20 protein-coding genes are annotated in these 24,751 nt (G+C 62.2%); 11 read left to right on the top strand and 9 right to left on the bottom strand.

The features are described 5' to 3' along the window. Positions 1 to 138: 138 nt before the first annotated feature. On the bottom strand, positions 139 to 1,425 hold the full coding sequence (locus FHX03_RS29590) for an ABC transporter substrate-binding protein (RefSeq protein ID WP_183856678.1): 1,287 nt from the start codon (positions 1,423 to 1,425) through the stop codon (positions 139 to 141). 145 nt (positions 1,426 to 1,570) lie between these two features. Here FHX03_RS29590 and FHX03_RS29585 point away from each other — a divergent pair, with 145 nt between their 5' ends. From FHX03_RS29585 to FHX03_RS29575, 3 genes are read left to right on the top strand one after another with little or no spacing between them, the layout of a single operon-like run. Then, the gene (locus tag FHX03_RS29585; protein WP_131710707.1) at positions 1,571 to 2,620 is read left to right on the top strand and encodes a LacI family DNA-binding transcriptional regulator; all 1,050 of its coding nucleotides are present in this window, start codon (positions 1,571 to 1,573) and stop codon (positions 2,618 to 2,620) included. A gap of 5 nt (positions 2,621 to 2,625) precedes the next feature. Beyond that, positions 2,626 to 4,482 carry a DUF2264 domain-containing protein gene (locus FHX03_RS29580; protein ID WP_183856676.1) on the top strand — a complete coding sequence of 619 codons (1,857 nt, stop codon included), beginning with the start codon at positions 2,626 to 2,628 and terminating at the stop codon, positions 4,480 to 4,482. After that, a complete protein-coding gene (locus FHX03_RS29575; protein ID WP_097628460.1) occupies positions 4,479 to 5,489 on the top strand; it encodes a hydroxyacid dehydrogenase in 1,011 nt (336 codons plus the stop codon). Before FHX03_RS29580 ends, FHX03_RS29575 begins: the two co-directional genes overlap by 4 nt. 84 nt (positions 5,490 to 5,573) lie before the next feature. Here FHX03_RS29575 and FHX03_RS29570 read toward each other — a convergent pair whose 3' ends face one another. From FHX03_RS29570 to FHX03_RS29550, 5 genes are all read right to left on the bottom strand, one after another. Further along, entirely contained in the window at positions 5,574 to 6,851 is a 1,278-nt protein-coding gene (locus FHX03_RS29570) for a Gfo/Idh/MocA family protein (RefSeq protein ID WP_097628459.1), read from the bottom strand. 43 nt (positions 6,852 to 6,894) lie between these two features. Further along, positions 6,895 to 7,725 carry a sugar phosphate isomerase/epimerase family protein gene (locus tag FHX03_RS29565; protein ID WP_097628458.1) on the bottom strand — a complete coding sequence of 277 codons (831 nt, stop codon included), beginning with the start codon at positions 7,723 to 7,725 and terminating at the stop codon, positions 6,895 to 6,897. A 30-nt stretch (positions 7,726 to 7,755) separates the two neighbouring features. Continuing rightward, the gene (locus tag FHX03_RS29560) at positions 7,756 to 8,919 is read right to left on the bottom strand and encodes a dihydrodipicolinate synthase family protein (protein ID WP_097628457.1); all 1,164 of its coding nucleotides are present in this window, start codon (positions 8,917 to 8,919) and stop codon (positions 7,756 to 7,758) included. 3 nt (positions 8,920 to 8,922) lie between these two features. Then, positions 8,923 to 10,071: a Gfo/Idh/MocA family protein gene (locus tag FHX03_RS29555; protein WP_097628456.1), complete on the bottom strand. Its 1,149-nt coding sequence runs from the start codon at positions 10,069 to 10,071 to the stop codon at positions 8,923 to 8,925. 130 nt (positions 10,072 to 10,201) lie between these two features. Then, a complete protein-coding gene (locus tag FHX03_RS29550) occupies positions 10,202 to 10,879 on the bottom strand; it encodes a TetR/AcrR family transcriptional regulator (RefSeq protein ID WP_097628488.1) in 678 nt (225 codons plus the stop codon). A 206-nt stretch (positions 10,880 to 11,085) separates the two neighbouring features. On the opposite strand from FHX03_RS29550, the gene FHX03_RS29545 reads away from it, so the two are divergent. From FHX03_RS29545 to FHX03_RS29515, 7 genes are all read left to right on the top strand, one after another. After that, positions 11,086 to 12,372, top strand: coding sequence for an ABC transporter substrate-binding protein (locus tag FHX03_RS29545; RefSeq protein WP_183856674.1), 1,287 nt, complete (start codon positions 11,086 to 11,088; stop codon positions 12,370 to 12,372). Between the two features lie 6 nt (positions 12,373 to 12,378). Beyond that, positions 12,379 to 13,338, top strand: a complete 960-nt coding sequence (locus FHX03_RS29540; RefSeq protein ID WP_183781809.1) for a carbohydrate ABC transporter permease — start codon at positions 12,379 to 12,381, stop codon at positions 13,336 to 13,338. Then, entirely contained in the window at positions 13,331 to 14,218 is an 888-nt protein-coding gene (locus FHX03_RS29535) for a carbohydrate ABC transporter permease (protein ID WP_097628453.1), read from the top strand. The genes FHX03_RS29540 and FHX03_RS29535 overlap by 8 nt, the downstream gene beginning before the upstream one ends. Then, positions 14,218 to 15,315 (top strand): Gfo/Idh/MocA family protein, encoded by a 1,098-nt coding sequence (locus FHX03_RS29530; RefSeq protein ID WP_183781807.1) that lies wholly within the window; start codon positions 14,218 to 14,220, stop codon positions 15,313 to 15,315. Before FHX03_RS29535 ends, FHX03_RS29530 begins: the two co-directional genes overlap by 1 nt. Before the next feature lie 32 nt (positions 15,316 to 15,347). After that, positions 15,348 to 16,424, top strand: a complete 1,077-nt coding sequence (locus tag FHX03_RS29525; RefSeq protein ID WP_183856672.1) for an ABC transporter ATP-binding protein — start codon at positions 15,348 to 15,350, stop codon at positions 16,422 to 16,424. Positions 16,425 to 16,489: 65 nt separating this feature from the next. Then, complete coding sequence (locus FHX03_RS29520) at positions 16,490 to 17,365, top strand: phosphotransferase (RefSeq protein ID WP_183856670.1); 876 nt, start codon at positions 16,490 to 16,492, stop codon at positions 17,363 to 17,365. After that, the gene (locus tag FHX03_RS29515) at positions 17,366 to 19,816 is read left to right on the top strand and encodes an FAD-dependent oxidoreductase (RefSeq protein ID WP_183856668.1); all 2,451 of its coding nucleotides are present in this window, start codon (positions 17,366 to 17,368) and stop codon (positions 19,814 to 19,816) included. 101 nt (positions 19,817 to 19,917) lie between these two features. On the opposite strand, the gene FHX03_RS29510 is transcribed toward FHX03_RS29515, so the two are convergent. Both FHX03_RS29510 and uxaC read right to left on the bottom strand, forming a co-directional pair. Then, positions 19,918 to 21,375, bottom strand: a complete 1,458-nt coding sequence (locus FHX03_RS29510; RefSeq protein WP_183856666.1) for a mannitol dehydrogenase family protein — start codon at positions 21,373 to 21,375, stop codon at positions 19,918 to 19,920. Then, entirely contained in the window at positions 21,372 to 22,787 is a 1,416-nt protein-coding gene (gene uxaC, locus FHX03_RS29505) for a glucuronate isomerase (RefSeq protein WP_097628448.1), read from the bottom strand. The genes FHX03_RS29510 and uxaC overlap by 4 nt, the downstream gene beginning before the upstream one ends. Before the next feature lie 180 nt (positions 22,788 to 22,967). Between uxaC and FHX03_RS29500 the strand changes: the two genes are divergently transcribed. Further along, on the top strand, positions 22,968 to 23,177 hold the full coding sequence (locus tag FHX03_RS29500) for a SlyX family protein (protein WP_003589419.1): 210 nt from the start codon (positions 22,968 to 22,970) through the stop codon (positions 23,175 to 23,177). 46 nt (positions 23,178 to 23,223) lie between these two features. Here FHX03_RS29500 and FHX03_RS29495 read toward each other — a convergent pair whose 3' ends face one another. Further along, positions 23,224 to 24,705: an NAD-dependent succinate-semialdehyde dehydrogenase gene (locus FHX03_RS29495; RefSeq protein WP_183781802.1), complete on the bottom strand. Its 1,482-nt coding sequence runs from the start codon at positions 24,703 to 24,705 to the stop codon at positions 23,224 to 23,226. Between the last annotated feature and the right edge of the window lie 46 nt (positions 24,706 to 24,751).

Below are 24,751 nucleotides of genomic sequence, written 5' to 3'. Positions count from 1 at the left end.
CAGGTTAAAGCATGGCGCGCGATACGATCGCGACGCGGCTTAGCTCTTTGTTTTATGCATGTCGTTTGCGGCAAAAGCGCTTCGCGCTTTGCCTAGGAAAACCGCTGCACACTTGCGCGACACGCTTTAGGCGATCGATCATCCTTTGAGCGTCGCCTTACCCTCTTCGACGAGCCGGGTCGCCGCATCGGCCGGAGAAATCCGTTCGAAAGCGAGTTCGTCGCAGATCGGGCGCAGCACGCGCTGGTCGAACTGGGTCGCGCCCATCGGCACCGGCGGCGGATACTCGCCGACCTGATCTTTCAGAAGATTGACGTATTTGACCGTTTCCTGCTCCGTCGGATTGAGCTGCGGCAGAATGGCTTCACGCACTGTCGGCGACATCGGCACGCCGCGCTCGACGCCGAGGATCTTGCCGGCCTCGATATCGTTGACGAAGAAGTCGATGAATTTCGCCGCCGCTTCGCCGTTCTTCGTCGTGGCGCCGAGACTCCAGATCAGCGCAGGACGGTAGTAGTGGCCCGACGGCCCGCCCTTCTTTTCCCGCGGCAGCATGGTGATGCCGAGCTTATTCTTGATGATGAGCTGGTAGCCGACCATCTGGTTGGAATAGGCCATGCCGATCACCGATTTCCCGACACCGAGGCTGTTGGTGTCGATGGTGTTCTGATCGAGCGTCTGGACGTCGGCGGCAACGGTTCCGCCCGCCTTGCGCAGCTTCTCCCAATAGTCGAACCATTGCGTGGCATCGTCGGCCGTGAAGCCGAGCCCGACGGTTTCTTTTGCAAAAAGGCTTTTGCCGCGCTGGCGCAGCCAGGCATCGAACACATAGGCGTAGCGGGCTGCATAGGGGCCTCCGCTCTTGCCGGAAGATTTTGTGAGTTCGACGGCGAGCTTGGCATACTCATCCCAGGTAAGGTCGGGTGTCGGCAGCGGGATGCCGGCCTTTTCGAATTCGACCGTGTCGAAAAACATCGAGAACGAGTTGAGGCCGAGGCCGACACCATAGAGTTTACCGTCGATGGTGGTCAGTTTCAGCATATCGGCGCCGAAGGACTGGACCTTCAGCGTCGAGGGGACGAATTCATCGAGCGGCAGGCAGGCGCCACGCTTGGAATAATCGGAGATCGTTCCCGGCTCGAGCTGGAAGATGTCGGCGATCGAGCGGCCGGCCATCTGTGTTGCGAGCTTCGTCCAGTAGCCGTCGCCGGATAGCGATTCGCCGACGATCGTGACGCCGGGTGTCTTCGATTGATAGAGCTTGGCGACATCGAGCGTGCGCTTGGCGCGATCGTTCGAACCCCACCACATTGCACGCAGCGAGGTGTCCTCGGCAAAAGCCGGAATGGCGCTTCCCGCGCCAAAGGCGAGGCCGGCGGCTGCTCCGGCTGATCCCATCAGAAATGAACGGCGGTTGACCTGCATGATATCCTCCTTGCCCCAATATGCCCGCCGCCATCCTCCAATGGCGTTTGCGAGCAATTCGTCACAAAGACTACGCAAAAAAATAATTATTGCAAGAAATAATGATTATCTTGCAAATTTGCATAACTTGCATAAACTTTGCCCCATGAATGACGAAAAGATCGGGAACGAACAGAAAGTCAGACGGCCGCGCCAGGCCGATATCGCCACATTGGCCGGGGTCTCCGTCTCGACGGTGTCGCGGGTACTCGCCAACGAACCCGGCATCAGCGAAACCGTGCGCCGCCAGATCTTGAAGGTGGCCGCTGAGCATGGCTATCCGGTCAAATCAGCGACTGAAGCCGTTGCTGGCGGGCTGGCGCTGATCGCCAGCGATGGCGTCACCGGCGGCCTCAGCGTCTTTTATGAAGCGATTGTCGACGGGTTGCGCGCCGGCGCCGCCGACGCAGGCATGCCCTTCGAAATCCGCATGGTCCGCGAGGATCGCACGACGCCGGATGCCGTGCGCGACTATATGCAGGCAGCAGGCGCCGAAGGCCTCTTTCTCGTCGGCATCGATCCGAACGAGAGCCTGCGCGGCTGGCTGCGGGACACCTTGACGCCCGCCGTTCTCGTCAATGGCACCGATCCTCGAATGCAATTCGATGGCGTTTCGCCGGCTAATTTCTTCGGCGCCTATCAGGCGACGAGCCGATTGATGAAGGCCGGCCACTGCCGCATCCTGCATTTGAGCGGCTCGCACCGCCATACGATCCGGGAGCGCATCCGCGGCTTCGAGGCGGCGATCGCCGCCGTTCCCGGTGCCGAAGGCCGTTTCGTGGACCTCGCACTGCAGGGCAGCGCCAGCGGCGAGGCCCATGATCGCACGGCTGCGATCCTTGCTGAAAATGCCGGTTTTACCGCCGCCTTCTGCATGAATGATTTCATCGCCGTCGGCGTGCTGGAGGCCGTCACCGAAGCCGGTCTGCGTGTGCCGGAGGATTTCGCCATCGTCGGCTTCGATGATCTGCCCTGCGCGCTGATGACAAATCCGCAGCTTTCCACCATGCGCGTCGACCGTGCCGCCCTCGGGCGCGAGGCCATCTCGCTGATGCTGTCTCGTTTCCGCAACAGGACGGCGCCGGCGCGCCACATCTGCCAGGCTGTCATTCCCGTTTCGGGAGGGACCGTTGTGAACGCTGAAACCCGTGAGTGACGCCGATGACCTATGATCCCGCCAGCGCCAACCCGCTCGCAGGCAATCCGCTCGAAACCCGCGCCGATATGAGCCGGGCCCTGCTTGATCTCTTCGATCCGCTGCTTGCCTGCTTCTCAAAAGGCAATGCCCGCGTCAGGCTGAGCGGTGCGGCCGCCCATTTCGACCGGGCGGCGGCCGATCTTGAAGGCTTTGCCCGCCCGCTCTGGGGTTTGGCGCCGCTTGGCGCCGGCAAGGGCGACTTCGCCCACTGGCATCGGTTCGCCGAGGGCCTCGCAAACGGCACCGATCCCGCCCATCCGGAATATTGGGGAACGGTCAATGGCCGCGATCAGCGCATGGTCGAGCTTGCTGCTGTCGGCTTTGCCCTGGCGCTGGTGCCGGAAAAAATCTGGGAGCCACTCGATGCGCGCGCTCGCGGCAATGTCATCGCCTATCTCAAACATGCCAGGCAGTTCGACTATGCTGATAACAACTGGAAATTCTTCCGGATTTTCGTCGATATCGCCCTCGATCGCCTCGGCGCCGATTTCGACCGCAGCCTGACCCGGCACTATCTGGAGGAACTCGAAGGCTTCTATATCGGCGACGGCTGGTATCGTGACGGAAACGTCCGCCGCATCGACCACTATATTCCCTTCGCCATGCATTTCTATGGCCTGATCTATTCGAAGCTGGTCGACGACGATTATGCCAAGCGCTATCGCGAGCGCGCGATCCTCTTCGCCCGGGATTTCCGCCACTGGTTCGCCGCCGACGGCGCCACGATCCCCTTCGGCCGCAGCCTGACCTATCGTTTCGCCTGCGCCGGCTTCTGGTCGGCGCTCGCTTTCGCCGATGTCGAGGCGCTGCCTTGGGGCGAGGTCAAACACCTCTGCCTGCAGCATCTGCGCTGGTGGAAGGATAAGCCGATTGCCGATCGCGACGGCGTGCTGTCGATCGGTTTCGGCTATCCGAACCTGCTGATGTCGGAGAGTTACAATTCCGCCGGCTCGCCCTATTGGGCGTTGAAAGCCTTTCTGCCGCTGGCGATCCGGCAGGATCATCCGTTCTGGACCGCTGAGGAAAAGGCGCCGGAGCAGGCACCTGACGTCGTCCCCCAGCGTCATCCCGGCATGGTGATGATGCGGACGGGCGGCGATGTCGTGGCCCTTTCCTCCGGGCAGGAAAATCTGCAGATGCGTTTCGGCACGGAAAAATACGCGAAATTCGCTTATTCCTCCCGCTACGGCTTCAGCGTCGAATCCGACGAACGCGGCTTTGCGCTGGCCGCCTTCGATTCGATGCTGGCCTTCAGCGATGACGGCCTGCACTATCGCGTGCGCGAAACCAATGAGGAAGCCAAGCTCGTAGGCGACGTGCTGTATGCGAAATGGTCGCCGTTTGAAGATGTCGGCGTCGAAACCTGGCTCGTCCCGGCAGCCCCTTGGCATATCCGCCTCCACCGGATCAGCTCAGGCCGGCCGCTACGCATCGCTGAAGGCGGCTTTGCCATCGGCCGCCGGGATTTCGAACTCGATAGGCTGTCGGCTTCGGATGGGGCTGCCTATGCGATCGGCGACGCCGATTTCACCGGCATTCTCGATCTCGGTTCTTCGGTCAGGCGCACCGGCCTGGCCCAGAAGGCGCAGCCTAACACCAATCTGATCGTTGCGAAAACCGTGGTGCCGCAGCTGCGCGGCCAGATCCCGGCCGGCGAAACCATCTTGGTGACGGCGGTACTGGCGTTCAACGATCCCGCTGCCGTCTCCTCGGCCTGGACGAAGCCCCCGAAAGCGCCCGACATCGCAGCGCTGGAGGCCCTAGTGCGGGAAAAGGGCGTGACCGTCAGCGCCATCGAAGCCCCGGGACAGATGCCATGAGCCGACCGGCCATTGTCCTTGCCATGCAGCCTTCTCGTACCGAATACGTCCTGCCCGACGAGATCCTGCGCCGGCTCGGCGGTATCGGTCGCCTGCTGGATCCCGAGCCGCTGCAGCATTTCGACGATGCGCGGGCAAGACGCCTGCTGAGCGAAGCCGAAATCCTGATCACCGGCTGGGGCGCGCCCTATGTCGGACCCGATATTCCCGCCGCCGCGCCGCGGCTTCGCCTGATCGTCCATGCGGCGGGCACGGTGAAGGGCATCATCGACGACGCCGTCTTCGAAGCCGGCATAGCGGTCAGCCACGCGGCCGAGGCCAATGCTATGCCGGTCGCCGAATTCACACTGGCGGCGATCCTCTTCGCCGGCAAACGCGCCTTCCGTTTCCGCGATCTCTACGTCGCCGACCGCAACCGCGATCGAACCTATCCGATGCAGCGCGAAGCGATCGGCAACTACGGCCGCACTCTCGGAATTGTCGGCGCATCGCGCATCGGCCGGCGGGTAATCGAGCTGTTGAAACCCTTCGGTTACAGGCTGCTGCTGTTCGACCCCATGCTCGACGCCGCCGAGGCAGCCGGCCTCGGCGGCGAGAAGGTCGAGCTCGACGAATTGATGCGCCGCGCCGATATCGTTTCCCTGCATGCGCCGTCGCTGCCGTCGACCCGGCATATGATCGACGCGCGAGGACTGTCGCTGATGAAGGACGGCGCGACGCTCATCAATACGGCGCGCGGCATTCTCATCGATGAGGCGGCGCTGCTTTCGGAGCTGAAGACCGGCCGCATCGATGCGGTCATCGATGTCACCGATCCGGAAATCCCGGAGCCGGATTCTATATTTTACGATCTGCCGAACGTCTTCCTGACGCCGCATATTGCCGGCGCCATCGGGCTGGAACGGGCGCGCCTCGGCGAGATGGCGGTGGACGAGGTCGAGCGCTTCGTGACCGGCCGGCCGCTGCTCTACCAGATCCACCAGGCAAATCTCGAAAACATCGCCTGAGGCGCATCGAGCGGCTCAGGCGAGTAAAAACAAAGACCTAAAGCGCTAGGAGCGAATCAGAAAGATCGCGACGCGCCTTAGCTATCAGCGCGCTGTTTTCAACGAATTCGGCGACCCGTCATCGGCAAGCTCAGGCATCAGATCGGAGATATTGACCACCTTGCCGGTGCGTGAGCTCGTCAGCGCGGCAATGCCGCAGAGCACGGACATGGCGCCGGCCCGCGTGCCGGCGCGCTGGCCGAGACGGTCTTCCATGTCGGGCTTGAAGATCATGTTGCGCATCCGGTCGTCGCCGCCGTAATGGCCGCCGGTGAAATGCGGAACGATGATGCGCTCGACCGCCTCCTTGCCGTTCGGGAAATTGCGGATGAGCAGGATCGTGTCCTGCTTCGGCTCTTCCCACGGCTGGGTCTCATACTGGCGAATTTCGATGCGTCCCTTGGTACCGTTGAAGGCAAGGTGATGGCCTTCGATCGGCTGGAAGGTGTTCAGCGAATAGGAGACATGGACATTGTTGCGGTAACGCAGGCTGACCACCATCGTATCGGGAATATCGATGTCCTCGCGGAAGACGCAGCCGTCGCGAAAATAGCCGTCAATCTTCGACGGATCTTCATAGAGCTGATCGAGAAAGGAATCCTTTTCGATATCGAGATAGTAGTCGCATTCATGCGCGTGCGGACAGAGCTTGCAGCGCGGTCCGCGGAACGGGCCCTTGCCGCCGTAGTTCTGCAGGTCGGCGAAGGAGGTGACGGCGTCGGGATCGCTGTCGAGATACCAGTTCAACAGATCGAAATGATGCGTCGCCTTGTGGACGAACAGGCTGCCGGAATTTTCCGTATAGGCATGCCAGCGTCGGAAGTAGTCGGCGCCATGCTTGGTGTTGAGATACCAGTGAAAATCGACGGAGGTCACTCGACCGATCTCGCCGCTGTTCAACAGCTCCTTGATCTTTGCGGCCGTTGGCGCGTAGCGATAGTTGAAGGAGACGTCGACGCGGCGGCCGGTGCGCTTTTCGGCATCGAGAATTCGGCGAATTTTCTCGACCGAGGTAGTCATCGGCTTTTCGGTAATGACGTCGATACCGGCCTCCAGCGCCCGCACGACGATATCGTCATGCGTATGGTCGGGCGTGCAGACGATGACCAGATCCGGTTTCTGCTCGGCGAGCATGGAATTGATGTTTTCATAGAGCGGCGCATTGCTGCCGATCATGTTGCGGGCGCGCTCGCCGCGCAATGAATTTGTCTCGACGATGGCTGTGAGGTCGACATGTTCGCGCCAGCCGGCCAGCAGATCCTTGCCCCACATGGTGGTGCCGCGGTTTCCTGTGCCGATCAGGGCAAAACGGCGTTTCTCCATCGAATGATCCTCCTGCATGCGTGATGAAACGAATATTGAAAAATCAGATCTGGCAGCAACTTTTGAACCGCTCGACGCAGGTGGCGATCACCTCGTCGGCCGGGCGTTTCCACCAGGTCTCTGCCGAAAAGATCTCCACTTCCTGCGCCCCGAAGAAACCGGCCGCCTCGATCATCCGTCTTATGCCCTTGAGATCGATGACGCCATCGCCCATCATGCCGCGGTCGAGCAGCATGTCCTTGGTCGGCACCTGCCAGTCGCAGATGTGGTGGGCAAAGATCCGTTTCATACGTCCGGCGCGGGCGATCTGGTTGGCAAGATCGGGATCCCACCAGACATGGTAGACGTCGATCGCGACGCCGACATCCTCGCCGAGCGGCTCGCACATGTCGAGCGCCTGGCCGAGCGTGTTCACGCAAGACCGGTCGGCCGCATACATCGGATGCAGCGGCTCGATGGCAAGCTTCACGCCTGATGCCTGGGCATGCGGCAGCACCGCGGCAATGCCGTCGAACACCATCTGGCGGGCCGCGACAATGTCCCTTGAAGCGCCCGGCAACCCACCGACGACGAGCACCAGGCAGTCGGCTGAGAATGCTGCTGCCTCGTCGATCGCCCGCTTGTTGTCGTCGAGATTCTTCTGCCAGTCGGCGTCGTTTGCCGCCGGAAAGAAGCCGCCGCGGCAAAGCCCGGTCAGCTTGATGCCATTCGATTTGACGATTCGCACCGCTTCGTCGAGTCCGGCCTTGGCGACCTGGTCGCGCCAGGGCGCGATCGAGGTGATGCCGTGCTTCAGGCAGATGTCGACGGCTTCGGCAAAACCGCATTGCTCGCGGACCGTCGCCAGATTGATCGAAAGTCCTTCGACCTGCATGTCATTTTCCTCCCATCGCCGTGACCGAGATCAGTGAACGCCGTTGACGGCAAGCACTTGGCGCATGCGCGCCGTTGCCAGTTCTGGATCGGCCAGCACCCGCGCCTTGTCGGCCAAGCGGAAGAGCTCTGCCAGATGCGTCAGGGAGCGGGTGCTCTGCTGGCCGCCGACCATGACGAAATGATCCTGCAGGCCGTTGAGATAGGCGAGGAAGACGACGCCGGTCTTGTAGAAACGCGTCGGCGCCTTGAAGATGTGGCGTGACAGCGGCACGGTCGGCTCGAGCAGGTCGAAGAATTCGTGGTTGCTCCTGCGGCCGAGCGCGTCGAGCGCAGCAGACGCTGCCGGCGCGATCGCATCGAAAATGCCGAGCAGCGCATCGGAATGGCCCTCTTCGTCGCCGGCGATCAATTCGGCATAGTTGAAGTCGTCGCCGGTATACATGCGCACGGCCTCAGGCAACTGCCGGCGCATCGCCACTTCCTTTTCTTTGGAAAGCAGCGAGATCTTGATGCCGTCGACCTTGGCGGCGTTGGCTTCGATCACGTCAAGGCAGGTTTTCATCGCCTTCAGGTGGTCGCCATTGCCCCAGTATCCCTCGAGCGCCGGATCGAACATTTCTCCCAGCCAATGGATGATAACGGGTTCCTTGACCTGGCGAAGGATGCGGTCATAGACCCTGACATAATCGTCCGGTCCCTTGGCCGTGACGGCAAGCGCCCGGCTCGCCATCAGGATGATGCGGCCGCCAGCCGCCTCCACCGTTTCGATCTGCTCCTCATAGGCTCTGAGAATGGTATCGACGGTCACGTCGGGTCCCGGCGTCACATGGTCGGTGCCGGCGCCGCAGGCGATCAGCGCATCCTTGCGGCCGGCCGCTTCGCCAAGCGCCCGCCGGATGAGGTCGCGCGCTTCCGGCCAGCCGAGGCCCATGCCGCGCTGCGCCGTATCCATCGCTTCGGCAACGCCGAGGCCGAGATCCCAGAGCCGGTGGCGGAAGGCGAGCGTCCGCTCCCAGTCGATCGCCGGCGTCAGCCAGGGATCGTTGTCGGCGAGCGGATCGGCGACGACATGGGCGGCGGCAAAGGCGATGCGCGGAAAAGCCTTGGCGTCGCGTTTTTTCAGTTCGATCGGCGTTCCGGTCAGCGTGTAGGGGACGATCTTGCCGTCCAGCGGGAGATTGATCGTCGTCACGGTTCAGAACTCCAATGCGGGAACATCGAGCCAGCGGCGTTCGGCCCAGGATTTCAGGCCGAGTTCGGCCAGCTGCACGCCCTTGGCGCCGGCTTCCAGCCCATAGGGCCACGGCGCGTCTTCGACGACATGGCGGATGAACATTTCCCATTGCACCTTGAAACCGTTGTCGAAAGCCTGCGTATCTGGAACCTCGTCCCAGGTCTTGTAGAAGTCGATCGTCTGCGGCTGGTCAGGATTCCACACCGGCTTCGGCGTGTTGACCCGGTGCTGGCTCCAGCATTTCGTCAGGCCGGCGACGGCCGAACCATGGGTGCCGTCGACCTGGAAGGTGACGAGGTCGTCGCGGCGCACACGCACGGCCCAGGAGGAGTTGATCTGGGCGATCGCGCCGCCGTCGAGCTCGAAGGTCGCATAGGCCGCGTCGTCGGTGTCGCAGTCATAAGGTTTGCCCTGCTCGTCGATGCGCTGCGGAATATGCGTGGCCCCGAGGCAGGAGACGGCCTTCACCTCGCCGAACAGATTGTCGAGCACGTAGCGCCAGTGGCAGAGCATGTCGAGGATGATGCCGCCGCCGTCGCCCTTGCGGTAGTTCCAGGAGGGACGCTGGGCCGGCACGCCCCAATCGCCTTCGAAAACCCAATAGCCGAATTCGCCGCGCACCGAGAGGATCTTGCCGAAGAAGCCGGAATCCCTGAGCAGCGCCAGCTTGCGCAAGCCGGGAAGGAAGAGCTTGTCCTGCACCACGCCGTGTTTGAGCCCGGAGCCGCGCGCCTTGCGGGCAAGATCGATCGCCACCTGCAGGTCGTCGGAAATCGGCTTTTCGCAATAGACATGCTTGCCGGCATCGAGCGCCCGGGACAGAAGTTCGGCGCGCATCAGCGTGGTGCCGGCGTCGAAGAAGATCGTGTCGTCGGGGTTGGCGAGAGCGGCATCGAGATCGGTCGACCAGCGCTTGATGTTATGCTTCTTCGCCAGCTCTTCCATCTTGGCGCCGTTGCGGCCGACGATGATCGGGTCGATTTCTAGCTTCTCGCCCGATTTCAGCGTGATGCCGCCCTGGTCGCGGAAGGCGAGGATCGAACGCACCAGGTGCTGATTGTACCCCATGCGGCCGGTAACGCCGTGTAAGATGATCCCCAAGCGTGCCATGTTTTCCTCCCTGGAATCTTTTGCGGCGCGAGCGGGCATCAAGCCGGGCCCTCCCAAGCCGGTAACTAAACAGTTACTTGATGGCAGAAGAGCGGCGAGGCTGTCAATAGTCAAATCCTGATTTCAGAATTCAGTGCTTGATCGAGGCGAGCGTCACGTGGACGATATGTCTTTCCCAGGCATTGAGATGGTTTGGCTCGATCAGGTCGCGGCCGAAGATCGTCGAAAGCGTGTACTGGTTGGACAGGTAGAAATAGCCGAGCGAGGCGATCGTCAGATAGACGTGCAGCGGATCGGCGCTCTCGACGAAGACGCCTTGCTTCTTTCCCCGCTCGAGGACGTCCGAAAGCTCGCCGATCAGATGCGAATGCAGTTCCTTGAGCCGGACGGATTGGCGCAGCCAACGGGCCCGATGCAGGTTTTCCGTGCCGAGCAGGCTGAGGAATTCCGGGTGCTGGAGAAAATAACGCCAGGTGAAGAGCGCCAGTTCCCCGATGCCTTCCTCCGGGCTGCGGTCACCGATATGGAGCGCGCGCTCGGCGGTGCGGATGCCGACATAGGCCTCTTCGAGCACGCGGAGATAGAGCTGCTCCTTGTCGCCGAAATAATGGTAGAGCATGCGCTTGTTGGTGCCGGCGCGCTCGGCGATGGCGTCGACGCGGGCTCCGCCCATGCCGTTTTCGGCAAATTCCCGGGTGGCCGCTTCCAGGATCGCGGCGCGCGTCCGCTCCGGATCGCGTTGCGCCGTGCGTTCCTGAGATGGGCGCCGGGATTTTTTCTTCTCCCCGTTTTGGCCGTTGTCGTTCATCGTTTCCCCTCCGTCTCGCATGTTGCGCTCATAAGCCTTCGGTGCGAAATTGTAAAAACCGAATTTTAGAAGGGCGGCGAGCAAGAACCGACACCCCGCTTGACAGGCTTGCCGCTTTGCTCGTAGCTTGTAACCAATTAGTTATTTATGCAAGAGTAACTACATCGGAAGCGTGTGGAGGCGCTTCCCCTTTGGAGGAGGAAAAAATGAGCCTACGTATAAGCAGACGTAATTTCTTGGCGGGAGGCGCAACGCTTCTTTCGCTCTCGGCGCTCGGAACCAGCGCTTTTGCACAGGAAAAGCGCTTGCGCCTCCTGTGGTGGGGCTCGCAGCCGCGCGCCGACCGCACTAACAAGGTTTCGCAGCTCTATCAGTCGAAGAATGCCGGTACCTCGATCACCGGCGAATTCCTCGGCTGGGGCGATTACTGGCCGCGCCTTGCGACCCAGGTTGCCGGCCGCAATGCGCCTGACGTCATCCAGATGGACTACCGCTATATCGTTCAGTACGCGCGTCGCGGCGCTCTTGCGCCGCTTGAATCCTACATGCCGGCTAAGCTCAACCTCGACGATTTCGACAAGGCGCAGATCGATGGCGGCAGTGTCGACGGCCATCTCTATGGCGTCAGCCTCGGCGCGAATTCGGCCGCGACGGTTCTGAACACCACCGCCTTCAAGGAGGCCGGGGTCGATCTGCCGACGCAGGCGACCACCTGGGATGAGTTTGCACGCATGGGCGCCGAGATCACCAAGGCCGGCAAGCGCAAAGGCATGTTCGGTCTCGCCGACGGCAGCGGCGGCGAACCTCTGTTCGAAAACTGGCTGCGTCAGCGCGGCAAGGCGCTCTATACCGCCGACGGCAAGATCGGCTTCGGCGTCGACGACGCATCGGAATGGTACGATATGTGGGCCAAGTTCCGTGAGGCCGGCGCCTGCGTTCCCGCCGATATCCAGGCTCTCGACAAGAACGATATCGAAACCAATACAGTGTCGCTCGGCAAATCTGCGGCCGGTTTTGCCCATTCCAATCAGTTCGTCGCCTATCAGGCCATGAACAAGGACACGCTGGCGCTTACCAACTATATGCGCATCAAGTCGGATTCGAAGGGCGGCCACTATCGCAAGCCTTCGATGTTCTTCTCTGTTTCGGCCCAGTCGAAAGCGATCGACCTGGCCGTGGACTACATCAACTTCTTCGTCAAGAATCCCGAGGCAGTGCTGCTCTTGGATGTCGAACGCGGCATTCCGGAATCGGCCGCCATGCGCGAGGTTGTCGCGCAGAAGCTCGATGAGAATGGCAAGGTTGCATTGGCCTATGTCAGCGGTCTCGGCGATCTCGCCGGCAAATTGCCGCCGCCGCCGCCGGCCGGCGCCGGTGAAGGCGAGCTGATGCTGCGAAACATCGCCGAACAGGTCGGTTTCGGACAGCTGTCTCCCGCCGATGGCGGCAAACAGTTGGTCACCGAAATCACGCAGATTCTCGCACGAGGCTGATCCCGTATGAGCAATGCGATGCGCACGCCCGCAGGGGCCATAAATGTCGAAAGATATCAGGGGGCCGTGGCCGAAGGACGCTTCCGGCGTCTCTGGAATGCCAATGCTTCCGGCTATCTCTTCCTCCTGCCATGGCTTATCGGCTTTTTCGGGCTGACGCTCGGGCCGGCCCTGATTTCGCTTTACCTCTCCTTCACCGACTTCGACATGCTGCAGTCGCCGCGGTGGGTGGGAATGGCGAATTACGTGCGCATCGCCACGGCGGATCCGAAATTCTCGGCCGCGATGCACGTCACCCTGACGTATGTTGTCTTCTCGGTGCCGTTCAAACTGACCTTCGCTTTGCTGGTCGCCATGGCGCTGAACCGCGGCCTGCGCGGACTGACCTTCTATCGCGCCATCTTCTACCTCCCTTCCTTGCTGGGCGGCAGCGTGGCGATCGCCGTGCTCTGGCGCCAGCTTTTCGCCAGCGATGGTCTCGTCAATGCCGCACTCTCGCAGTTCGGCATCGAAGGTCCGAGCTGGATCTCGCATCCGAACTATTCGATCTATACGCTGGTGGCTCTGTCGGTCTGGCAGTTCGGCTCGCCGATGATTATTTTCCTCGCCGGCTTGCGCCAGATTCCCCAGGATATGTATGAGGCCGCAAGCCTCGATGGCGCCTCGAAATTCCGCCAATTCTACAAGATCACCCTGCCGCTTTTGACGCCGGTGATCTTCTTCAACGCCGTCGTCCAGACCATTGATGCCTTCAAGGCTTTCACACCCGCCTTCATCATCTCCGGCGGCACGGGCGGTCCGATCAACTCGACGCTGTTCTACACGCTCTACCTCTATCAGGAAGCCTTCGGCAATTTCCGCATGGGCTATGCCTCGGCGCTCGCCTGGATCCTGGTGCTGATCATCGCCGTCTTCACCGCTTTCTCTTTCCTGACCTCGCGTTATTGGGTGCATTACGATGACTGAGATGACCGCTTCCGTCACTGCGGCCAGGCCGCCATCTGATATCACCAAACGGAGCCTGCCGGCGTCGCTTGTCATCCACGCCCTGCTGATCGCCGCATCGCTTCTGATGGTCTATCCGCTGTTGTGGATGGTTTCGGCATCGGTCAGGCCGGAAACCGAGATCTTCTCGTCGACCTCGCTTATTCCGTCGTCGATCGATTTCTCCTCCTACGCGCGCGGCTGGGTCGGCCTCGATGTCAGCTTCGGCCGGTTCTTCTGGAATTCGCTCGTCATCTCGGTGCTGGTGGTGACCGGCAATGTCATCGCCTGTTCGCTGACGGCTTTCGCCTTTGCCCGGCTGCGTTTTGCCGGCCGCAATTTCTGGTTCGCGATCATGCTCGGCACGCTGATGATCCCCTATCACGTGACGCTGATCCCGCAATATGTGCTCTTCCTCAACCTCGGCTGGGTCAACACCATCCTGCCGCTCGTCGTGCCGAAGTTCCTGGCAAGCGATGCCTTCTTCATCTTCCTGATGGTGCAGTTCTTCCGCGGCATCCCGCGCGAACTCGACGAAGCTGCCATGATGGACGGCTGCAGCGCCTGGCGCATTTACTGGAAGATCATGCTGCCGCTGTCGCTGCCGGTCTTGGCGACGGCTGCCATCTTCTCCTTCATCTGGACCTGGGACGATTTCTTCGGCCCGCTGATCTACCTGAACGACATGAACACCTATACGATCCAGCTCGGCCTGCGCACCTTCGTCGATTCCACCAGCGCATCGGATTGGGGCGGCTTGTTCGCCATGTCGACGCTGACGCTCGTGCCGGTGTTCTTCTTCTTCCTGTTCTTTCAGCGCCTGCTGATCGAGGGCATCGCCACGACGGGCATGAAGCGTTGATGGCGGCAACGGGAAAGAGCGACATGAGCATCAGAACGGTCGCAATCGTCGGCTGCGGCATTGGCCGCTCCCACATTGTCGAAGGTTATCTGCCGCATGCCGACAAATTCAAGGTCGTGGCGATCTGCGACCTGAACGGAGAGCGCCTGGCGGCAGTCGGCGACGAGTTCGGCATCGAACGGCGCACCACCTCCTTTGCCGAGCTGCTTGCCGACGACACAATCGACATCATCGATATCTGCACCCCGCCCGGGGTGCATCTGGAGCAGGTGGTGGCTGCCCTTGCCGCCGGCAAACATGTCGTTTGCGAAAAGCCGCTGACCGGATCGCTCGCCGCCGTCGATACCATCATGGCGGCGGAAAAGACTGCCAAAGGCGTGCTGATGCCGATCTTCCAGTATCGCTACGGCGACGGCATCCAGAAGGCCAAGCGGATCATCGACGCCGGCATTGCCGGCAAAGCCTATACGGCCTCGGTCGAAACCTTCTGGCTGCGCAAACCCGAATATTATGCCGTGCCCTGGCGCGGCAAATGGGCGACGGAACTCGGCGGCGTGCTCGTAACCCATGCGCTGCATCTGCACGACATGATGATGCATCTGATGGGCCCGGCAGCAAGGGTCTTCGGCCGTGTCGCCACCCGCGTCAACGACATCGAGGTCGAGGATTGCGCCTCCGCCAGCCTGCTGATGGAAAGCGGCGCCTTCGTCTCGCTGTCCTGCACGCTGGGTTCGCAGGAACAGTTGAGCCGGCTGAGGCTGCACTTCGAGAATGTGACCTTCGAAAGCAGCCATGAGCCCTATACGCCGGGCAAGGACCCCTGGAAGATCATCGCCGCCAATGACGACGTTCGGGGGCAGATTGACCGGGTGATTGCCGACTGGCAGCCGGTCGCGCCGCGTTTCACCACCCAGATGGGCCAGTTCCACGCCTTCCTCAGCGGCCAGGGGCCGCTGCCGGTGACGACGGTGGATGCGCGCCGGGCGCTGGAACTCGTCACCGCCATCTACCAGTCTTCCGACAGCGGCGCCGAAGTGCCGCTGCCGGTCGGCCCCGACAGTCCGAAATACGCCGATTGGCGCGCAAGAACGAAGTAACCGATAAATGAAACGAGAGGGGTTTTGAGAAGATGGCAACCAGTGTCGTTCTTCAGAAGGTCGAGAAGCGCTACGGCGCGATGGATGTGATCCATGGCATCGACCTGACGATCGATCCCGGCGAATTCGTCGTTTTCGTCGGTCCATCCGGCTGCGGAAAATCGACCCTTCTGCGCATGATCGCCGGTCTCGAGGAAATCTCGGGCGGCGGGCTGCTGCTCGACAACGAGCGCATGAACGAGGTGGCGCCCGCCAAGCGCGGCATCGCCATGGTCTTCCAGTCCTACGCCCTCTATCCGCATATGTCGGTTTACAAGAACCTTGCCTTCGGCCTGGAGACGGCGGGTTACAAGAAGGCCGAGATCCAGCCGAAGGTCAAACGGGCCGCCGAGATCCTGCAGATCGAGAGGCTCCTTGAGCGCAAGCCGAAGGCGCTCTCCGGCGGCCAGCGCCAGCGCGTCGCCATCGGCCGGGCCATCGTGCGCGAGCCGCGCATCTTCCTGTTCGACGAACCGCTGTCGAACCTCGATGCCGAGCTGCGCGTGCAGATGCGCGTCGAGATCTCCCGCCTGCACCGGCAGCTCGGCAACACCATGATTTACGTCACCCATGACCAGGTCGAAGCCATGACGATGGCCGACAAGATCGTGGTGCTCAACTCCGGCCGCATCGAGCAGGTCGGCGCGCCGCTCGATCTCTACAATAACCCGGCCAACCGCTTCGTCGCTGGCTTCATCGGCAGCCCGAAGATGAATTTTCTGAAGGCCCGCATCGAAAAGGTCGGCGAGACGGAAACCAGCATTCATGTCTGCGGCAATTCCGTCCGCCTGCCACGCCGATTGAAAGGCGAGGCCGGTGAGGACGTCACCTTCGGCATCCGCCCCGAGCATCTCTCCCTCACGGAGGGCGCCATCACGCTGTCGACCGTCAACGTCGATCTGGTCGAAAATCTCGGCGGTGCCACTATGCTCTACACCACGACGCCGGACGGCCAGCTCCTGACGATCGCTCTCGACGGCCAGCAGAAGGTCGAGCGTGGCGCCAATGTGAAGACCTTCTTCGATCCGGCCCGGTGTCACGTCTTCGACGCCGCTGGAAAGACCATCTAACCGCCCTGCTTGACAGCCGATCCTGCTCTGCCCCATCATTTCGAGAAGGTGATGGGGGGTGATGCATGACGCCTGAAGATAGGATTCATGCGCTCGGCATTTGGCAGGGCCCGATCGAAATCTCGCCGATCTCAGGTGGCATCACCAACCGGAACTATCTGGTCAGCGATGCCGTCGCGCGCTGCGTGGTGAGGCTCGGCACCGATATTCCCATCCATCACATCAGCCGCCAGAACGAGCTTGCCGCAAGCCGCGCGGCGCATGCCGCCGGCATATCGCCTGCCGTCATCCACCATTCGCCTGGCGTGCTGGTGCTTGACTATATCGAGGCGCGGGCGCTGTCGCCGGAGGACGTCAGGACACCTGATATGCTCGCCCGGATCGTTCCGCTCATCCGCGCCTGCCATCACGACATCGCCCGGCAATTCCGCGGCCAGGCGATGATCTTCTGGGTCTTCCACGTCATCCGCGATTACGCCGCCAGCCTGAAGGAGTCGGGCACCCCCTATCTTCCATTGCTGCCGGCCCTGACTGGCAGGGCCGAGACGCTGGAACAAGCGGCAGGGCCGTTCGACATCGCCTTCGGCCACAACGACCTGCTGGCCGCCAATTTTCTCGACGACGGCAAGCGGCTCTGGCTGATCGACTGGGACTATGCCGGCTTCAACACACCGCTGTTCGATCTCGGCGGATTGGCTTCCAACAACGAGTTTTCGGAAGCCGCCGAGCGAATGATGCTGGAGGCCTATTTCGACCGGCCGCTGACATCGGATCTCAGCCGGCGCTATGGCGCGATGAAATGCGCCTCGCTGCTGCGCGAGACGCTGTGGAGTATGATTTCGGAAATCCATTCCACCATCGCATTCGACTACGCCGCCTATACCGCCGAAAATCTCGGGCGCTTCGAACGCGCCTATCAAGGCTTTGAACAGGATCGATAAATGACGAAACAATTACCGAAGACGGCAAAAGCCGTGGTCATCGGCGGCGGTATCATCGGCTGCTCGACAGCCTATCATCTCGGCAAGCTCGGCTGGACCGATACCGTCCTTCTGGAGCGTAAGAAGCTCACCTCGGGCACCACCTTCCATGCCGCCGGCCTCGTCGGCCAGCTGCGCAGCAGCGCCAACATCACCCAGCTGCTCGGTTATTCCGTCGATCTCTATAAGCGGCTGGAGGAGGAAACCGGCCTCGGCACCGGCTGGAAGATGAATGGCGGCCTGCGTCTTGCCTGCAACGAGGAGCGCTGGACGGAGGTCAAGCGTCAGGCAACGGCGGCCCAGTCCTTCGGCCTCGAAATGCAGTTGCTGACGCCGCAGGAGGCCTTCGATCTCTGGCCCCTAATGACAATAGACGATCTCGTCGGCGCCGCCTTCCTTCCCACAGACGGCCAGGCCAATCCCTCCGACATCACCCAGGCGCTGGCGAAGGGCGCCCGCATGTGCGGCGTTTCGATCTTTGAGGATACCGAAGTTCTCGACCTTGAAATCGACAAGGGGAGGATACGCGCAGTCATTACCGCTGAGGGGCGCATCGAATGCGAGCGGGTCGTCGTCTGCGCCGGCCAGTGGACGCGCGCCTTCGCTGCCCGCTTCGGCGTCAACGTGCCGCTGGTCTCGGTCGAGCATCAATATATCATCACCGAATCCTTCGGCGTGCCCTCCAACCTGCCGACCCTGCGCGATCCCGATCGCCTGACCTATTACAAGGAGGAGGTCGGCGGCATCGTCATGGGCGGCTACGAACCGAACCCCATTGCCTGGGCCGAGAAAGGCATCCCCGAGGGTTTCCACTACACGCTGCTCGACAGCAATTTCGACCATTTCGAGCAGATCATGGAACAGGCGCTCGGCCGCGTTCCAGCGCTGGAGAATGTCGGCGTCAAGCAGCTGCTGAACGGCCCGGAAAGTTTTACGCCTGACGGCAACTTCATTCTCGGCGAGGCACCGGAGCTGAAGAATTTCTTCGTCGGCGCCGGCTTCAACGCCTTCGGCATCGCCTCTGCCGGCGGCGCCGGCATGGCGCTTGCCGAATGGGTGACGAAGGGCGAGCCGCCCTATGATCTCTGGCCGGTTGATATCCGCCGTTTCGGCCGTCCGCATTTCGATACCGACTGGGTGCGCACCCGCACGCTCGAAGCCTATGGCAAGCATTACACCATGGCCTGGCCATTTGAGGAACATTCGAGCGGCCGCCCCTGCCGCAAATCGCCGCTCTATGACCGGCTGAAGGCGCAGGGCGCCTGTTTCGGCGAAAAACTCGGCTGGGAACGGCCGAACTGGTTTGCCGATCTGTTCGCCAACGAGGAGCCGAGGGATATCTACAGCTACGGCAGACAGAACTGGTTCGAGGCCGTCGGCCGCGAGCACAAGGCCGTGCGCGAGGCGGCCGTCATCTTCGACCAGACCTCCTTCGCCAAATTCGTGCTGAAGGGCAGCGATGCCGAGGCAGCCCTCTCCTGGATCGCCTCCAACGACGTCGCAAGGCCTGTAGGATCGCTCATCTATACGCAGATGCTGAACGACAAGGGCGGCATCGAATGCGACCTGACCGTCGCCCGCATCGCCGAGGACGAATATTATATCGTCACCGGCACCGGTTTCGCCACCCATGACTTCAATTGGATCGCCCGCAATATTCCGGCGGAGATGCATGCCGAACTGGTCGATGTCACCTCGGCCTATTGCGTGCTGTCGCTGATGGGGCCGAATGCACGCGCCGTGCTGGAACAGGTGACCGGCAGCGACGTCTCGAATGCCGCCTTCCCCTTCGGCCAGGTCAGGACCATCGGCATATCAGGCTGCCCGGTGCGGGCCTTGCGCATCACCTATGTCGGCGAGCTCGGCTACGAACTGCATATTCCCATTGAATATGCGACCACGGTCTATGACGTATTGATGGCATCAGGCGGCGAGCTTGGCCTGGTCAATGCCGGCTACCGCGCCATCGAGAGCTGCCGCCTGGAAAAGGGCTATCGCGCCTGGGGCTCGGATATCGGCCCGGATCACACGCCTGTTGAAGCCGGCCTCGGCTGGGCGGTAAAGATCAGGAAGAACATTCCCTTCCGCGGCCGCGAGGCGATCGAGCGGCAGTTGTCGGGCGGGGTGAAGAAGCGCCTCGCCTGCTTCGTTCCCGACGATCCCGATACCGTACTGCTCGGCCGCGAAACCATCTATCGCGACGGCAAACGCGTCGGCTGGCTGTCGAGTGGCGGCTTCGGCTACACGCTTGGCAAGCCGATCGGCTATGGTTACGTCCGCAATACCGACGGCGTTACGGAAGATTTCATCCTCTCCGGCACCTATGAACTCGATATCGCCAGGGAACGGATCCCCTGCAAGGTGTCGCTGACGCCGCTTTACGATCCTGATATGGCGCGGGTGAAGGCGTGACCACGCAGTGTGGGTTTGCGCCTCCGCGGGAGAAGAGGCGTGTAGCACGCGCCTCGCTATCTCTCCCCAGTCAGAGCAAGGCGTCCGAGGAAGAGAAAACCTCAAAACAACGGCAGCCGGTCGTCCTGGATCAGGATCTCCAGCTTGTCCGAGACATCCTGCGCCCAGGCGCGGTGTCCGGTCAAAGCCGCCGGGAACAATCCGGGCAGGGTGAAGAGAACCGCCGAAATCGCCGGGCCGGTGCGCGGGACATCGGCAATGAGTGCGGCGATTTCCGCGGCCCGGGGGTCGCGCAGCTCGAAGCGCTCGCCATTGCCGTGTTCGCCGATCGCATAGCGCATCCAGGCCGCCACGGCGATCGCATAGGTCTCCGCCCGATCACCATGCGCCAGCGCTTCGCATGCCGGTTCCAGCAGCCGCTGTGGCAGCTTCTGCGTGCCGTCCATGGCGATCTGATAGGTGCGGTGCGCGATCGCCTTGTTTGCAAAGCGTGCTATCAATTCATTGGCATAGTCGTCGAGATCGATGCCCGGCACCGGATCGAGCGTTCTCGCCGCTGCATGCATATGGCGATAGGCCAGGGCTGCCAGGGCGGCATCGTCCATCACGTCCCGGATGAATTCATAGCCGCCGATATAACCGAGATAGGCAAGCAGCGAATGGGCGCCGTTCAGCATCCGGAGCTTCATCTTCTCATAAGCTGAAACGTCTTCGACCATCAGCGCGCCGCGCACCTTTTCCCAGGCCGGACGGCCATCGGCGAAATGGTCTTCGATGACCCATTGCGTAAAAGGTTCCGTCTCGATCGCCGCCATATCCGTGCGGCCCGTCAGCCGCTCGGCATCGGCATAGGTCGCGTCGGTGCTGGCCGGCGTGATACGGTCGACCATCGTCGACGGGAAGGGCACGTTCGCTTCGATCCAGCGATGCAGATCGGCATCGATGCGGGAGGTGAATTCGAGCACCAGGCGCTTCAGCACGGCGCCGTTGCTCGGCAGGTTGTCGCAGCTGAGCGGCGTAAACGGGGCGATCCCCTTCTGCCGGCGGCGCGCAAGGCCCTCCACCAGGTAGCCGATGACGCCGCGCGGTGCATGCCGGTTGGCGAGGTCGGCGACGATATCGGGATGTTTGAGGTCGAGACCGCCGGTTGCGGGATCGAAACCATAGGCCTTTTCGGTCACCGTCATGCTGACGATGCGGATCGCGGGATCTTCGAGCCGCGCCAGCAGGTCGGCCGGATCGCGCGGCGCCACATGCGCCTTCAGGATCGAGCCGATCACCTCGGCCGTCGTGCCTGATGTATCGCGGATCAACGTCGTATAGAGCCCGTTCTGGGCGCTCAGATTGTCGGCGACATCGGGCGTGCGCAGGCTTGCCACCTCGATACCCCAGTCGCCGGCTGCGGCGGCCAGCGCGCCATCGGTAAACGGCGCGAAATGCGCGCGAAAAAAGGCGCCGGGACCCAGATGCAGGATACCGCTTTTCAGCCGGCTGCGGTCATAGGCGGGAAGCTTCGCCGTCGGGGCGAGGCCGGAAAGGGTCTGCAGTCGTTCGCTCACAGCTTGTAGGCCTTCTTCGCATTGCCATAGGAAAGTTCGCCCGCCACGATCGCGGCGTCGCTCTTGGAAATCCGGTGCTCGGCGGCGAGCCCGGCGAGGAAACGGCAGACTTCGCGGCGCCAGACATCATGCCGCGCCGGGATCGAAAGCAGCGCCCGCGTATCGTCGTTGAAACCGGCCATATTGGCGAAGCCTGCCGTTTCCACCACCTGGTCGAGATAGCGGCGGATGCCGAGCGGGCTGTCGTGGAACCACCAGGGCGGGCCGATCATCAGGCAGGGCCAATGGCCGACCATCGGCGCCATTTCGCGCGCATAGGTCGTCTCGTCGAGGGTGAAGAGCAGCACCCGCAGCCCCGGCGCATGGCCGTATCTGGAAAGCAGCGCATTGAGGCCGCCGACCCAGTCGGTGCGGGTCGGAATATCGGCGCCCATATTCGGGCCGCGCGTCGCAAACAGCCCGCTGTCGGTGTTGCGCCGCGACCCCGCATGGATCTGCATGACCATGCCGTCCTCGGCCGAAAGCCCGGCCATCTCGGTCATCATCTGGCCGCGGAAGAGTTCCGCCTCCGCAGCCGACAGCGGCCCCCTCAGCGCCTTGTCGAGCAGCGCCTGCTTTTCCGCAAGCAGCAGATCGGCGGTGAAGGCTGTGGGTACGCCGTGATCGGTCGCGGTGGCGCCGAACTGGCGGAAATAGGCGCGCCGGCGCCGGTGCGCCTCGATCAGGCCCTCCCAGCGCGTCACGTCAGCGCCGGTGATCTCGCCGAACTTGACGAGATTATCGCGGAAGCCGACCGCATCCGGATCGGTGACGCTGTCCGGCCGGTAAGTGGTGCGCACCTTGCCGATCCAGCCGTCGGCGGTCATCTTCTGATGATGTGTCAGCGGGTCAAGCGCGCCCTCCGTCGTCGCGATCGTTTCGATGCCGAATCGCTGATGCAGCGCCCGCGGGCGGAATTCGGGAAGGGCGAGCTGAGTATTGATATGGTCGTAGAGCGCATCGGCATTGTCTGATGTCAGCGGCTCGGTGCAGCCGAGCACGGCCGACATGGCGTGGTCGACCCAGAGGCTCGACGGCGTTCCGCGGAAGAGATGATAATGCTTGGCAAAGGTTCGCCAAATCGTCCGCCCCGCAGCCACCGGCTTGCCGTCGAGCCTGGGAACGCCGAGCTCGTCCAAGGGAACGCCGACGCTGTGCAGCATCCGGAAGAGATAGTGATCGGGAATGACCAGCAGCGAGGCCGCATCTTCGAAGGGCTTGTCGTCGGCGAACCAGGACGGTTCGGTATGCCCGTGCGGGCTGACGATCGGAAGATTGCGCACCGTCTCGTAGAGGTCGCGCGCAATGGTCCGTATTGCCGGGTCGGCCGGAAAGAGCCGGTCCGGATGAAGAAAGCCGTTTCCTACATCCATCAGTATTCCTCCCTGATGGATAAGGGCCTACCCCACAACATCAGGCGCGGCAAGGTCTTTTAGTAACCAGATGGTTCGGTTTTTGCGCACGGTCGCACCAGCCATGGAAAGCATTGACGAAGCGGCCTATTTCCGCTTTGGGAGGAGCACTGTATTGCCGGTTTCGGCAAAGGAGGATCGATGTCCGACGAGACGAACCGCATCACCCGGCTGGAGGAAATGCTGGCCCATCAGGCCAAGACGATCGAGGAGCTTTCCGATCAGCTGACCGAGCAATGGAAGATCGTCGAGCAGATGCGCTCCAAGCTCGACCGGCTGACCGAACGTTTCCTGTCGCTCGAGGAGCAGTCGCTGGAAGCGCCTGGTATTACCCGCCCGCCGCATTATTGACGGCACGCGGCGAGAGGCCGCGTGCGCGATTTTCCCGGCTGGCCGATCAGACGCCGCCGATGCAGAGATATTTCATTTCCAGATAGTCGTCGGCGCCGTGGCGTGAACCCTCGCGGCCGAGGCCGGATTGCTTGATGCCGCCGAAAGGCGCGGTCTCGGATGACATGATACCGGTATTGATGCCGATCATCCCATATTCCAGCGCTTCCGCCACCCGCCAGACCTTCTTCAGGTCGCCGGCATAGAAATAGGCGGCAAGGCCGAATTCCGTATCATTGGCTTGAGCGATGACATCTTCGGCCGTCTCGAAGCGGAAGAGCGGCGCCACTGGCCCGAAGGTTTCCTCGCGCGCCACCTTCATGCCGCGCGCAACGCCGGCCAGCACCGTCGGCGCAAAGAAGGTGCCGGCGCCGTCGATGCGCTTGCCGCCGGTCAGCAGCTTGGCGCCCTTGGCAAGCGCGTCGCCGACATGGTCTTCCACCTTGGCAAGGCCCTGCTCGTCGATCAGCGGCCCGATCTCGACACCCGGCGTGAAGCCGTCGCCGACCGACATTGCGGCGACCTTGGCGGCAAGCTTGGCCGCGAAGGCGTCATAGACGCCCGACTGGATGTAGAGGCGGTTGGCGCAGACACAGGTCTGGCCGGCATTGCGGTATTTGGAGGCGATCGCGCCCTCGACGGCGGCGTCGAGATCGGCATCGTCGAAGACGATGAACGGCGCGTTGCCGCCGAGCTCCAGGCTCACTTTCTTGATCTGATCGGCGCACTGCCGCATCAGGATGCGGCCGACTTCCGTCGAGCCGGTGAAGCTGATCTTGCGCACCTTGTCATTGCCGCAAAGCTCGCGGCCGATCGCCGGGCCGTCGACGCCGACGATGAGGTTGAAGACGCCGGCCGGAATGCCGGCCTGTTCGGCGAGCGCGGCAAGGGCAATCGCCGTCAGCGGCGTCTGTTCGGCGGGCTTCGACACGACAGTGCAGCCGACGGCAAGCGCCGGAGCCACCTTGCGGGCGATCATCGCCGCCGGGAAATTCCACGGCGTGATCGTGCCGACGACGCCGACCGGCTGCTTGATGACGATCATGCGCTTATCTTGAGACGGCGCCGGGATCGTCTCGCCATAGATGCGCTTGGCTTCCTCGGCATACCATTCGATATAGGATGCGGCATAGAGAATCTCGCCGCGCGCTTCCGCGAACGGTTTGCCCATTTCGGCGGTCAGGATCGCGGCGAGTTCGTCAGCATTGGAGACCATCAGGTCGAACCATTTGCGCAGGAGGGTGCTGCGCTCCTTGGCCGGGCGGGCAGCCCAGGCCGGCTGGGCGGCATAGGCCGCATCGATCGCCGCCCGCGTCTCGGCTGCCCCCATGTCGGGCAGCGAAGCAAGCAGTTCGCCGGTTGCCGGATTGAGCACGTCAAAGGTCTTTGTGGCATCGCCCGATGTCCAGACGCCGTTGACATAGCCGGCAGCGCGCAGGAACGGCGAAGAGAAGGGAACGTGCCTTGTCAGGGCGGTGGTGAAAGCCATGTCATATCTCCTTGGGAGCGGCTGCCTGTTGCCGGCAACCCTTGTA

The sequence above is a fragment of the Rhizobium sp. BK456 genome (assembly GCF_014194045.1).
Classification (GTDB): Bacteria; Pseudomonadota; Alphaproteobacteria; order Rhizobiales; family Rhizobiaceae; genus Rhizobium; species Rhizobium redzepovicii.
The sequence above is the reverse complement of the archived record's forward strand: the minus strand, read 5'-3'. Positions and strand labels throughout refer to the sequence as shown.